13 protein-coding genes are annotated in these 12,502 nt (G+C 36.2%); 5 read left to right on the top strand and 8 right to left on the bottom strand.

All coding sequences use genetic code 11. The features are described from left to right. The first annotated feature begins 102 nt into the window (after positions 1–102). The 3 genes from B0B05_RS01700 to B0B05_RS01690 all read left to right on the top strand — a co-directional run bounded on the left by B0B05_RS01700 (position 103) and on the right by B0B05_RS01690 (position 2,147). Positions 103–642 carry a hypothetical protein gene (locus B0B05_RS01700; protein ID WP_076781780.1) on the top strand — a complete coding sequence of 180 codons (540 nt, stop codon included), beginning with the start codon at positions 103–105 and terminating at the stop codon, positions 640–642. A gap of 135 nt (positions 643–777) precedes the next feature. Further along, a complete protein-coding gene (locus tag B0B05_RS01695) occupies positions 778–1,413 on the top strand; it encodes a peroxiredoxin (protein WP_076781779.1) in 636 nt (211 codons plus the stop codon). A 182-nt stretch (positions 1,414–1,595) separates the two neighbouring features. After that, entirely contained in the window at positions 1,596–2,147 is a 552-nt protein-coding gene (locus tag B0B05_RS01690; protein ID WP_076781778.1) for a YMGG-like glycine zipper-containing protein, read from the top strand. A gap of 109 nt (positions 2,148–2,256) precedes the next feature. Here the strand turns inward: B0B05_RS01690 and B0B05_RS01685 are convergent, their stop codons facing one another. From B0B05_RS01685 to B0B05_RS01650, 7 genes are all read right to left on the bottom strand, one after another. After that, positions 2,257–2,754 carry a hypothetical protein gene (locus B0B05_RS01685; protein WP_076781777.1) on the bottom strand — a complete coding sequence of 166 codons (498 nt, stop codon included), beginning with the start codon at positions 2,752–2,754 and terminating at the stop codon, positions 2,257–2,259. Between the two features lie 86 nt (positions 2,755–2,840). After that, complete coding sequence (locus B0B05_RS01680; RefSeq protein ID WP_076781776.1) at positions 2,841–4,232, bottom strand: DUF4153 domain-containing protein; 1,392 nt, start codon at positions 4,230–4,232, stop codon at positions 2,841–2,843. Between the two features lie 5 nt (positions 4,233–4,237). Further along, entirely contained in the window at positions 4,238–5,074 is an 837-nt protein-coding gene (locus tag B0B05_RS01675; protein WP_076781775.1) for a metallophosphoesterase, read from the bottom strand. Positions 5,075–5,457: 383 nt separating this feature from the next. Further along, on the bottom strand, positions 5,458–5,748 hold the full coding sequence (locus tag B0B05_RS01665; RefSeq protein WP_076781774.1) for a winged helix-turn-helix domain-containing protein: 291 nt from the start codon (positions 5,746–5,748) through the stop codon (positions 5,458–5,460). 112 nt (positions 5,749–5,860) lie between these two features. Beyond that, positions 5,861–6,478: a hypothetical protein gene (locus tag B0B05_RS01660; protein ID WP_076781899.1), complete on the bottom strand. Its 618-nt coding sequence runs from the start codon at positions 6,476–6,478 to the stop codon at positions 5,861–5,863. Positions 6,479–6,658: 180 nt separating this feature from the next. Beyond that, on the bottom strand, positions 6,659–7,072 hold the full coding sequence (locus tag B0B05_RS01655) for a hotdog fold thioesterase (protein WP_076781773.1): 414 nt from the start codon (positions 7,070–7,072) through the stop codon (positions 6,659–6,661). Then, positions 7,073–7,864 carry an enoyl-CoA hydratase/isomerase family protein gene (locus B0B05_RS01650; protein ID WP_076781772.1) on the bottom strand — a complete coding sequence of 264 codons (792 nt, stop codon included), beginning with the start codon at positions 7,862–7,864 and terminating at the stop codon, positions 7,073–7,075. It lies immediately after the preceding gene. A 430-nt stretch (positions 7,865–8,294) separates the two neighbouring features. Here B0B05_RS01650 and clpB point away from each other — a divergent pair, with 430 nt between their 5' ends. Both clpB and B0B05_RS01640 read left to right on the top strand, forming a co-directional pair. Next, a complete protein-coding gene (gene clpB, locus B0B05_RS01645; protein WP_076781771.1) occupies positions 8,295–10,886 on the top strand; it encodes an ATP-dependent chaperone ClpB in 2,592 nt (863 codons plus the stop codon). 213 nt (positions 10,887–11,099) lie between these two features. Further along, the gene (locus tag B0B05_RS01640) at positions 11,100–12,068 is read left to right on the top strand and encodes a zinc metalloprotease (RefSeq protein ID WP_076781770.1); all 969 of its coding nucleotides are present in this window, start codon (positions 11,100–11,102) and stop codon (positions 12,066–12,068) included. Positions 12,069–12,209: 141 nt separating this feature from the next. Here B0B05_RS01640 and B0B05_RS01635 read toward each other — a convergent pair. Continuing rightward, positions 12,210–12,502 (bottom strand): transposase (locus B0B05_RS01635; RefSeq protein WP_143745927.1); only part of this gene is annotated, 293 nt, incomplete at its 5' end.

Here is a 12,502-nt window from a genome sequence, read left to right as displayed (position 1 = left end):
TATTTTTAGAAAGTTTCCATAAAGATATTAATTCCTGTGATAAATGCTATTTTTGTGGTCTGTAATTTGTAACTAAAAATAACAACGTAAATAATAAAACTTATGAAAAAATTTTGGCCTTTACTAATTCTGTTGATTTCCAGCTTGTTTATAATTAGCTGTGATAACAGTGATGACAATGATTCAAATAATAACAATGTTAATGTAGAATATCCAGCTGTATTTGACTTAACTTTTAACTTCACGAAGGTTAACGATTTTACTTATTATTATCCTCATGATTTTAGTGGGATGCTGAGTCAGGATATTATTCTTGTATATAGAAGAGATTATGACAATAATAATGCACCATACTGGCAATCGTTACCTAAAACTTATTATGTTGATAATGGTAGTTTGGAATATAATTATAATTTTGTTACAAATAATGTACAGATTAATTTAGATTCAAGTTTTAATCTAAGCGCCGCAACCTCAGATATTAAAAGTAGGTATATGAACAATCAAACTTTTAGAGTTGTATTAGTTCCTACTATTTATGGTAATAAAAATGCAAACGCTACGGATCTCCGCAAAATGTCATATGAGGATGTGATTAAAAAATATAACATCAATGACAGCAACGTAACAACGCTGAAATAATATATCTTAAATAAGACTAAACCGTTCTGAACAGAGCGGTTTTTTTTTAATTAATAATAATTTATACTAACTTAGTATGAATTATTTCTTTTATTTACTACATTTGTTATCCGTTAATCAAAAAATATTTACAATATGTCTATTAAACTAGGTGACACTGCTCCGGATTTTACAGCTGACAGCAGTTTAGGAACAATTAATTTATATGATTATCTCGGGGATTCCTGGGGAATTTTGTTTTCGCACCCTGCAGATTATACACCTGTCTGTACCACCGAATTAGGAAAAACCGCTTCTCTGAAACCCGAATTTGATAAGAGGAATACCAAAGTCCTCGCCCTGAGCGTAGATGGTGTTGATAACCACAAGGGCTGGATCTCTGATATTAATGAAACTCAAAATACGGAAGTTGAATTCCCAATTATTGCAGATCAGGACAGAAAAGTGTCTGAACTTTATGATTTTATTCATCCCAACGCCAGTGCATCGTTAACAGTAAGGTCTTTATTAATTATTGATCCGAACAAAAAAGTAAGATTGATTATTACTTATCCGGCTTCCACCGGCAGAAATTTTACAGAGATCCTTCGTGTTTTGGATTCTCTGCAATTGGTTGACGGCTACGGTATCGCAACCCCGGTTGACTGGAAAGATGGTGATGAAGTCATTATTCCGCCGGCTGTATCACAGGAAGATGCTGAGAAAAAATTTACAAAAGGCGTAAAAGTGGTAAAACCTTATCTTAGGTATACACCGCAGCCCAATAAATAATATTGAAATCTTAAAAGGATGATTAGATAGAAGTCGGAAGGTTACTCTTCCGGCTTTTTATTTGCCCTAAATATTAAACAGCGAATCCTACTTAACAAATTTTAACAGGCATTTTTTCAATTTGGAATCAAAATTGGAATGTCTTTATTTAGAACTCACATTTTTGTGAAAAATTAAAAGTTATGAAAGGATTATTTTTACTAGCAACACTATCTATCATCACGTTATCTTCTTGTAAAAAAGATGACGAAAAGATGCAGACAGCATCGCTTGAGCAGCAAAAGCTGGATTACCAAAGCAGGCAGATTGATCTGGAAAAGCAAAAATTAGCAATAGAAAAAGAGAAAATCAACTTCGAACGTCAAAAAGACAGCCTTAATAAAGTGGCAGAAGACAAAGAACAGGCACGCAAGGAAGAAGTTAACCGCAGCGTCAGCAAAAGAAAATCAACTTCAAAAAATTCTTCTTCAGGTAGCGTTGCTTCTAATAATTCATCATCTTCATCTGCCGCTTCGTCAGGCACTTCAGGAACTACTGCCACAAAGAAAAAAGGCTGGAGCAGCGCAGCTAAAGGGACTGTAATTGGTACAGTAGGTGGTGCGGCAGCCGGTGCAATTATTTCCAAGAAAAACCCAGGATTAGGAGCTGTCATAGGTGGTATAGCGGGAGGCGCTACAGGTTATACCATTGGTAGAGCCGATGACCGAAAATCGGGAAGGGTCCAAAAAAAGTAACGAATTATTAAGACAATTACATAAAAAAAGCTGTTTTACAAATTGTGAAACAGCTTTTTTTATGGGAATGTTTATGAGATCGTAGGAGTTAATAGAAATTCTCAATTTTTTATTCAACTTTCAAAAAGAATTTTCCGGTAGGATTGCCTGACGCCATATTGCTTTTTGCAAGAATCAACCAGTACTCACCTTCCTGCTTAGTATCATAATCCAGGGTTTGCGAAAATGGGCCATCAAATGTATTATCAGGCATCCTGATCTGATTAAAACGGACATTCATTGGCTTTTCCGTTTTGAGATAAGCATGAATCTTGGGTTGATTGAGATGTTGCAGTTTCAGTATAATCTGATCATCAGGATTTTTGATTTCCAAGTTAAGGCGGATAGGCAACTTCGACGCATCCACGCTTATAATATTCTGATTGGATTCTTTCTCGGTTTTCAGAATTGTAGAGATTGTGTCCACAGGTTTTTCTACTGTACTAATGGTATCTACTTTCTGTTCTGTTACCGCCGGTTCTTTTTTACAGGCGACCATCAATAGAGGTATCAATGCTAAATATTTAATACTAGTTTTTGGTAATTTTGTGAAGTTCAGTGTTTTCATTGTCTATTATCATTTAGAATTTGAATTGATATTAATTGTTTCATATGGAGATATTTTTCTTTTAAATCATTTGCAACCGCCAATCATTATTGTTGTTTATGTTTCTCAATCGTCACGAATTCATAAAATAAAATTTTTGAAAGAAAAGTTTCATTCTGATAAAATCTGATTCTTTCCGTGAGTTGAGTTTTCAGTTTTGGATTGGCCGTTTTGTTAGCATAATCGAGCAAAATTGCTTCATTGTAATTAACATTTTCTAAATGGTAATTCACAGAAAAGTCCTGTCTCTTAATATTGGCTGATGTAATTATCCCGCCCCAATTGACGTAACTGCAAACCAAAATCAAGCCATAACAAGCCCAAAACATCCTGTTAAAAAGAAAAGCATTGGTCTTTTTCTTCTGAATTTTGACAAAGGTGAAAATCAAACCAATGAGGGCCATAGCCAGAAAACCGCAGACACCCAGACGTTTATACGTAAACCCAAAATTGACGATATACTCTGAGTTTTTCAGCGATGCCGACATTACCAAAACAGCATTCAGAATGATCCATAATTTGGCTGAGATTTTAAGAATTTGTGATTTCTTATCAAAATTAAATCCTTTTTTAAAGTAAAATAATATAACCAAAATTGCCATCACAATAGACATGATAACCGCATTGACGCGTTCATGCGTCTCTGCGCTTAAATCTCTCGGCAGGCTTTTGACCTCAAAAAACTGTTCATAATTATACGTGATTATAAAAATCAACAACAATATATTCAGCGCAAAAAATGTGATAACACCACTTGTTCTTTCAGAATTGATATCCAGAAAAGAAAATGTTGGTTTTTCAGGTTTTTCCGAATCTACAAAATTATCATTAAGCCAATTATTTTGTTTAAAAATGAATTTTTCTACACCGAAATTCCAGAAAATAAAACCTAAATAAAATCCAATCATTGCAACAACTATGAATGTTAATGGCTGAAAATCCCACTCAGAATCCCTGAAAAGACTTGCAAAATGATCGCTCCCGAATGCGTAGATGAAAAAGAAAATAATAACAAACAATCCCGGAATCAGGATAAAAGTAATTAGCTTCTTGGTAAAACTCCGTTCGCTCGATTTTGCGTACCACTGTTCTATATCGAATACTCTGCCGAAAAATGTAAAGAGATTAAAAAACAAAATCTCAATGTAGAACAATGGTTTTAGGCGAGGATAAGTCCCGGTGAACCTCAATAAAAATACAGAAACAAAGACAGCGACGAAAGAAATAGCATCTCCAAACCATGCAAATGCCAATGATGAAAATACAGAAGTTACAAAAAGTGCCATAAACTTCCTCGTCCTAAGTCTTGGTTCTGTTTGTGTAAACGTTAAAATACTGAGAAGGATTCCCAAAATCCCAAGGTTCAGTGCAATATATTCTCTGTAAAAAAGAATAATAACCGCTAATAAGGTGATGAAGATAAGGTGTTGTTTTTTCATAATTTTTAGATAGATTTAAGTGTAAAAATGGTGATCTCCGGCCTGCAATTGAAGCGTACCTGGTAAGAATGGCCCAAAGCTCTGTTGATGTAAAGCATGCGTCCGTCTTCTAAGTCAAAAAGGCCTGAGGTATATTTTCTGTTTTTTACCGGCAGAATGAGTGGTGGCAGGAATGGCGGTTTGCATTGCCCGCCATGTGTATGCCCAGACAAGATCCAGCCTTTATAACCATTCCAGACATCCAAATCGCAAACGTCAGGATTATGGCAAAGCACCAGATTGGCTTCGCTTGGATTAACAATCTTAGTCAATTTTTCTGGATGGAAATTGGTTCCCCACAATTCTTCGAATCCATAGATATGGAGCCCGTTGATCTCTGCTTTTGAGTCCCTCAGAACCTCAATATTAGAATTGCTGAGAATTTTAGAAACCTCGTTGGCTACAAACTCATCCCTCCACTCTGCGCCATAATCGTGATTTCCGAGGATGGCAACAGTTCCTAAAGTCCCGAGAACAGCTTCCTTCATGACGATTTTCAACTGTTCAAATTGTTCCGGATTATCTTCCCAACAGACAAAGTCGCCTGTGTAAACTACAAAATCCGGTTGGTAGGTTTTTGCTTTTTTGAAAGAATCAATCAGGTAATGCCAATCAAAACGATTGCCCACGTGCAAATCCGAAATCTGCATAAGAATTTTGTTATGAAGCCGGGAAGGCAAATTTTTGATGGGTAAATCCTGGTGGACAAATTCCAGCATAAAGGGTTCTATTTTCCAACTGTACAGCAACGATATACCAGCGGTTGCTAAAAACGATTTTTTGATGAATGATTTCCGGGTCATAAGTTTACTTTGAATTTCAAAGTTGAAAGTGAAAATTTTTAATTACCTGCGAATGGACTTCCGAAAATGCCAACGGCCAGTTCTGCCCAAATCAGGAAAAGTGCTATAAGGATTAATGAAATGTAGAGAAACTGCCGACCTCTCATTTTTTACTTTTGACAAAATAAAATCCACTGTAAATGCGGTCGTAAATAATAACACACCAGCGATTATAAAATCAGTTACAGACCAATTAACTTCTTTTGTGAAAAATCCAGCGACAAAAGGGATTGATAAAAACACCAGAGGAACGGTGTACAATAGAATTCTTTTTTTAGTTGTCATCATAATATAAATTTAAAAGTTCTTTGAATTACAAAGTTATTTTCCAAAAAAAATTGAGATTATTTACCCAGTAGTTTTTCGAGATTATTAATGTGTTCGGTGAAAGCACTTCGTCCTTTTTGAGTGACACGGTAAGAGGTTTTCGGTTTTTTACCAACAAATTCTTTCTTCACCTCTATATATTCAGCCTTTTCAAGAGCTGAGCTGTGGCTTGCAAGATTACCATCAGTTGCTTTCAACAGGTTTTTCATTTCGGTAAAATCAACCCAGTCGTTTACCATAAGAACGGACATAATGCCCAGTCTTACACGGCTTTCAAATTCTTTGTTGAGTTGATTGATGTTTAGCATTAGTTGTCAGCTGATCTGTTGTTATTTTATTAATTTTATCTTTTTTCCTATGATAATTTTCAATGAATATATTTATAATGAATTTTGAAATAGATGATTTGACAATTATCGTTTAATCATACTTCCTATACATCATAGTACCATAAAAAATATGCAGAAAACCAAAACCTATCGCCCAAAAAATTAATCCCCAACCAAGCCAGAACAAGGCAATTATACCAAGAATGACTTCACAAATCCCCAGGTATTTGACATCGGACAAAGTGTATCTCTCAGCATTAATCAGAGCTAATCCATAAAAAATGAGCATTGAAGGCGCAATTAAAGGAAAATAATGGTGATACCAAAGTGCCAGACAGAAAAAACCACCAGCAACCAACGGAATCGCAAAGTTGATCAGAAGCCTCTTGGTAGTAGCATCCCAAACTCTGAGGTTTTGTTTTTTGCTTTTCCGTGCTGTGAAAATGTATCCACTGGAGATCGCCAAAATCAAGACCATAATAGCTACAAAAAATAATTCTTTGGCTAAAGATGGTGTGTAAATATTTCTTTGTCCATCAAAATAATTGATGCCTTCCCTCTGGAAAATGAAATAGACATAAACAGAACCCAACAAAGCGACAATTCCTGCAATAACGCCGGACAATCCGCTTAATGAAATAAATCTTGAGCTGCGCTCCATCATCTGACGGATATGCGCTAACTCATCCTGATAATTTTTTGATTCCATAAAAAGAACTTTGAAATACAAAGTTATAAAATAAATCAAAACTTCAAAATAAATTCTGAAGTTTTTGATATTTATGCGTAGAATTGCTTGCAGCCCGAGCTGAGTGGAGCTCATTTTTTTGTGATGGATAAGCCATGCAAAAAAATAGCGGGAACGGAGCGCGGATAAGCTGCCCAAAAATTATAACTCAGTAACCTTCTTGCCTATTTTATAAACTGTCCCGCGGAAACCTGCAACCACCTCATCATCCTGATTTGTAATGATGATATCGTATACCGCCGTTTTTCTGGTATCGGTAAGAAGCACGCTTTCCGCAACCAGAATATCCCCTTCTCTTACCGCTTTTGAAAAACTGATAAAACAATTGAGCGCCACCGCAGCATCGCCGTTGTTATTGGAGGAAAAAGCCAGTGCCGAATCTGCAAAAGCGAATGTAACGCCGCCATGAACAGTTCCCAAACCATTAATCATTTCAGATTTTATAGGCATTTTTATAAGGCAGTAATTGTCTTTGATATCTAATAATTCTATTCCTAACCATTGCGAAAATTGGTCTTTGGAAAAGATATAATCTGCTGTTTCTCTTGCTGTCATTTATTTACCTCTATATTTTGGCAGCCGTTTTTCGATAAAGGCAGCAACGCCTTCTTTGAAATCTTCGGTTTCTGCTGCATCTTGTTGAATAATGGATTCATAATCCAGCTGTTCCTTCAGTGTTGCATCGTAGGATTTGTTAAAGGCTTTTTTGGTGAAAGACAATGCTTTTGTTGCAGCATGAGACAATTGTGTCAAAACTTCCATAGACTTCTCCACAAACTCTGCGTCAGAAAAAACATCAGCAATCAAGCCAATTTTTTTAGCTTCTGTCGCTGGAACTTTTTTCCCTGTGAAAGATAAATAACTCGCCAACTGTCTTCCTACTAATTTCGGTAAATAATACGTTCCTGCCGTATCAGGAATCAAACCAATATTAGCGAAAGCAAAAGAAAAATAAGAACTTTCTGTCGCTAAAGTAAAATCACAAATCGAAGCCAGCATCGCACCAGCACCCACAGCAGGGCCATTAACCACTGCTATCACAGGTTTTCTGCAGTTTACAATCTCCTGTACAAGCGGATTATAATATTCTATCACAAATCTCTGGATAGACCTGTCGCCGTCCCCAAAAGCCAACGCTTCTTTCAGGTTTTGGCCTGCGCAAAAAGCTTTTCCTTTCCCTGTAATGGCGACACATCTGACATTGGCATCTTCGCTACACTTATGGATTGCAGTGCGCAATTCGTGTAACATAATTTGCGTGAGACTGTTGTAGCTCTCGGGCTGGTTAAGATGGATCAGCTGTAACCGCCCATCAAAGTGCGTGTCTATATCTATTTGCGAATACATAATTTTGGTTTTTTCAAATATAAAGATTATTTACAATTTAACGAAAAACAGCTACGCTTACAAGATTAGATTTCCAGAAAGGTTCACTTATTTATTTTATCTTTGTCAAAAGTTTGCTAAGATTATAAGAAACTTTTATGATCAAAATTTATTAAATTTAAAAATCGAATCGGTCACTAAAAACACGACAGAAAGTCACTCAAAACTACAGCAAACAATATGATAACCAGACATTTTTTCCTAATTTCAACATAAAAACTAAAATGAATACTTTTTGAGAAGCTGTTGAAGAATAAATAATTGACAGAAGCCTTAAGAGATTAAAATGAAAAACTTTTAATCTCTTAGGTTTTCAAAAAAAATAATTTCTAAGGATAGAAATTGCATAAAATTTGCTGCAATACTAAATAATAACATTAATAAAAATAATATGAATCTAAACCAATACACTGTAAAATCACAGGAAGCCATTCAGGCGGCCCAACAGGTAGCACTGGAATTTGGCAACCAACAAATCGAACCTCAACATCTGCTGGAAGGCATCTTTCAGGTAGACGAAAATATTTCTCCTTTTCTACTCAAAAAATCTGAAGTGGATGCCAATCTTTTGAGAGAACGCAACCGCGAAAATCTGGAAAGACTACCAAAAGTTGAAGGTGGAAACATCTACCTTTCCCAATCAGCAAACAAAGTTTTGCTTGATGCGGTCAACATCGCCAAAAAAATGGGCGATGAATTCGTAACGATTGAACATTTATGGCTTTCACTTTTAGAAACCAATTCAGAAGCTTCAAAAATGCTAAAAGATATGGGCGTTACGAAAAACCTTTTGGAAGGCGGAATCAAAGAATTGAGAAAAGGTTCGAAAGCGACTTCTGCAAGTTCAGAAGAAACGTATCAGTCTTTAAATAAATATGCTAAAAATTTCAACGAACTCGCTGCAGAAGGGAAACTTGACCCTGTAATCGGTCGTGATGAAGAAATCAGAAGAGTTTTACAAATTCTTTCAAGAAGAACCAAAAACAATCCGATTCTGATTGGTGAACCCGGAGTTGGTAAAACTGCGATTGCAGAAGGAATTGCACACAGAATTATCAATGGTGACGTTCCTGAAAACTTGCAGGATAAAACTTTGTACTCCTTAGATATGGGTGCTTTAATTGCCGGTGCAAAATATAAAGGTGAGTTTGAAGAGCGTTTGAAATCTGTTGTGAATGAGGTTATCAAATCAGACGGACAGATTATCCTTTTCATTGATGAAATCCATACTTTGGTGGGAGCCGGAGGCGGAGAAGGCGCCATGGATGCTGCTAATATCCTAAAACCTGCTTTGGCAAGAGGTGAATTGCGTGCCATTGGTGCAACCACACTCAGCGAATATCAAAAATATTTTGAAAAAGATAAAGCGCTGGAAAGACGTTTCCAAAAGGTAATGGTGGAAGAACCGGATACCGAATCTGCAATTTCGATCCTTCGTGGTATCAAAGATAAATATGAAGCGCATCACAAAGTAAGAATCAAAGACGAAGCGATTATTGCGGCAGTGGAAATGTCTCAACGATATATTTCAGACCGATTTCTACCGGATAAAGCGATTGATTTGATTGATGAAGCTTCGGCTAAACTGAGAATGGAAATCAATTCAAAACCAGAAGAGCTGGATGTTCTCGACAGACGATTGATGCAGTTGGAAATTGAATTGGCGGCCATTTCAAGAGAAGGAAATCAGGCGAAAATTGACCATTTGAAGGAAGATATTGCTAAAATTTCTGAACAGAGAAATGAAATCAATGCAAAATGGCTGAAAGAAAAACAAAAATCTGAAGATCTTACACAGGTTAAGAAAGAGATTGAAGCTCTGAAATTAGAAGCTGAACGTGCTTCCAGAACCGGAGATTATGCCAAAGTTGCAGAAATCCAATATGGGAAACTCCGTGAAAAAGAAGATCAACTGCAGAAACTGGAACTGGAAATGCAGAATGACCAAAATGAGCTGATTAAGGAAGAAGTAACTTCTGAAAACATCGCCGAAGTCATCGCAAAATGGACAGGTATACCTGTCACCAAACTTTTACAATCCGAAAGAGAAAAATTATTACATCTGGAGGACGAGCTCCACAAGAGAGTGGTCGGCCAGGAAGAAGCCATTGAAGCCGTGGCAAATGCAATCCGAAGAAACAGAGCAGGATTAAGCGACGATAAAAAACCAATTGGTTCGTTCTTATTTTTAGGAACAACCGGAGTCGGAAAAACCGAGCTGGCAAAAGCCTTGGCTGAGTTTTTATTTGATGATGAAAACAATATGACGAGAATTGATATGAGTGAATATCAGGAGCGTCATAGTGTTTCGAGATTAGTTGGTGCTCCTCCGGGATATGTAGGTTATGATGAAGGTGGACAATTAACTGAAGCAGTTCGAAGAAGACCTTATTCTGTGGTACTTTTAGACGAAATCGAAAAAGCGCATCCTGATGTTTTCAACACGTTGTTGCAGGTTTTGGATGACGGACGATTAACGGATAACAAAGGTAGAGTTGTGAATTTCAAAAACTCGATTATCATTATGACTTCGAATTTAGGTTCGCATATCATTCAGGAGAATTTTGAAAATATCACAGAAGAAAACCAAGATGAAATTGTTGATAAAACCAAAATTCAGGTTTTTGATTTATTAAAACAAACACTTCGTCCGGAATTCCTCAACAGAATTGATGAAATAGTTTTATTCCAGCCTTTAAGAAAAAAAGAAATCGCAAAAATCGTTCAATATCAGCTGAGAGGCTTTAATGATATGTTAGCAAAACGCAATATCATTATGACTGCAACACAAGATGCTTTGGATTATCTCACCAACAAAGGTTACGATCCAGTTTTCGGAGCAAGACCGTTGAAAAGAGTGATTCAGCAGGAAGTCCTCAATAAACTTTCCAAAGAAATCCTTGCCGGCAATATCAATGATGGCGACAGAATTACCCTAGATTATTTTGAGGAAACAGGTTTGGTTTTCAGACCGGTGGAATAAAAATTTAAATTTTTCTTCATATTAAAAACTCTTTACATACTGCGTTTTACAAATTGTAAAACGCAGTTTTTGTTTGACTTAACCAATTTTTATACATTGTTTTAAAATAACTCATTCTTAACATAATACAACTATACTTAAATATTCATTACTATTTTATTTGTTTAATTGATAATAATTTATACTTTTGAGTACAATTATAAATATAATCCTATGAAGAAAACATTCTTTTACTTGATCTCTGCTGCTGTTCTTACAGCATGTAACAACACTAATGAAACAGAAAGCATAACTTCTGAGAACCCAACCACGTCCACAGCATCCAGAAGAAGTTGTCCTTCGGAAGAAATTCGTGCTGAGCTTTTAAAAAGTGATGCATCAGCAAGACAACGTTATGCTAATATAGAATCTGCTGTACAATCTTTTGCGGGAAAGGTTTTAGCTGATGGTAGTGTTGATATTCCAGTTGTCGTAAACGTCATTTATAAAACCAGTGCAGAAAACATTTCAGATGCAAGAATCGCTGAGCAAATTGCCATTCTCAACGCTGATTTCGCTGGAACAAACACTGACGCATCAAAAATTCCAACAGAATTTTCAGGTGTAAAAGCAGGTGATACAAAAGTCAGATTTCACCTGATTAAAACGGTTAGAAAATCTACAACAAAGACAAAATGGGGAACGAATGATGCTATGAAAAAAGCATCCACGGGTGGTATTGACGCCACAACTCCAAGCAGCTACTTCAATCTTTGGGTAGTTGGAAATATGGGCGGAGTCCTTGGCTATGCTACATTCCCAGAATCCGCAGGATTATGGAATGACGGTGTTGTAATTGCTGCACCCTATTTTGGAAAAACAGGCGCTACATCGCCTTACAACCTTGGTAGAACGGCGACGCACGAGGTTGGTCATTATCTAAACCTAAGACACATCTGGGGTGATGCGACTTGCGGTAATGACTTGGTTGCTGATACACCTACTCAGACTGGTGCAAACTATGGAACACCAACATATCCGTTGTATAATACTTGTAGCGGAACTTCTAGATCTGTTATGTTTATGAATTACATGGACTATGTAAATGATGCCGCAATGTTTATGTTCTCGGCTGGTCAAAAAAGCAGAATTCAGTCAGTAGTAGCTTCCGGTGGATCTAGATCTGGACTAAGAGTTTATTAATATAAATTATACATTATATCACGAAGCTGTCTTTGCATTGGCAAAGGCAGCTTTTCCTTTTTTAAATTTTAAAATGACTATTTTTAGAACACCACGTATTTTTTTTAGATAACAAAAAAAAATATGTATATCCGTTTTTAATCATACTGCTGTAATATTAGCAATAATGAGCCTTTCGAATAGTTTGTCTCCGAAATATCTTCGATTTAGTTTGTAAATAAATTCGTTGAGATACAATTGAAGATATTTTCTTTTGATTTTATGATAATTTCCCAATAGATTTCTTTTAGCATTGCTGATGGTGATGTGAACCCATTTTAAGGTTTCGTTGGTAGTTTCTTTATCAGATTTTTCGGTGATATGAAGTTCAACAAAATCTGAAATATCAACGTATGATGTGCTTTTATCCGTGAAAACAATGCTTTGATTATCAA

It is taken from the genome of Epilithonimonas bovis DSM 19482, assembly GCF_900108115.1.
In the GTDB taxonomy this organism is placed as follows: Bacteria; Bacteroidota; Bacteroidia; order Flavobacteriales; family Weeksellaceae; genus Epilithonimonas; species Epilithonimonas bovis.
Note: the sequence above shows the minus strand (reverse complement) of the source record. Positions and strands in the feature narration are given on the sequence as shown.

What these genes read in the sequence shown, in the direction of transcription:
- B0B05_RS01700 (WP_076781780.1), top strand. Translation starts at nt 103, where the DNA reads ATGAAAAAATTTTGGCCTTTACTAATTCTGTTGATTTCCAGCTTGTTT.
- B0B05_RS01695 (WP_076781779.1), top strand. Translation starts at nt 778, where the DNA reads ATGTCTATTAAACTAGGTGACACTGCTCCGGATTTTACAGCTGACAGC.
- B0B05_RS01690 (WP_076781778.1), top strand. Translation starts at nt 1,596, where the DNA reads ATGAAAGGATTATTTTTACTAGCAACACTATCTATCATCACGTTATCT.
- B0B05_RS01685 (WP_076781777.1), bottom strand. Translation starts at nt 2,754, where the DNA reads ATGAAAACACTGAACTTCACAAAATTACCAAAAACTAGTATTAAATAT.
- B0B05_RS01680 (WP_076781776.1), bottom strand. Translation starts at nt 4,232, where the DNA reads ATGAAAAAACAACACCTTATCTTCATCACCTTATTAGCGGTTATTATT.
- B0B05_RS01675 (WP_076781775.1), bottom strand. Translation starts at nt 5,074, where the DNA reads ATGACCCGGAAATCATTCATCAAAAAATCGTTTTTAGCAACCGCTGGT.
- B0B05_RS01665 (WP_076781774.1), bottom strand. Translation starts at nt 5,748, where the DNA reads ATGCTAAACATCAATCAACTCAACAAAGAATTTGAAAGCCGTGTAAGA.
- B0B05_RS01660 (WP_076781899.1), bottom strand. Translation starts at nt 6,478, where the DNA reads ATGGAATCAAAAAATTATCAGGATGAGTTAGCGCATATCCGTCAGATG.
- B0B05_RS01655 (WP_076781773.1), bottom strand. Translation starts at nt 7,072, where the DNA reads ATGACAGCAAGAGAAACAGCAGATTATATCTTTTCCAAAGACCAATTT.
- B0B05_RS01650 (WP_076781772.1), bottom strand. Translation starts at nt 7,864, where the DNA reads ATGTATTCGCAAATAGATATAGACACGCACTTTGATGGGCGGTTACAG.
- clpB (WP_076781771.1), top strand. Translation starts at nt 8,295, where the DNA reads ATGAATCTAAACCAATACACTGTAAAATCACAGGAAGCCATTCAGGCG.
- B0B05_RS01640 (WP_076781770.1), top strand. Translation starts at nt 11,100, where the DNA reads ATGAAGAAAACATTCTTTTACTTGATCTCTGCTGCTGTTCTTACAGCA.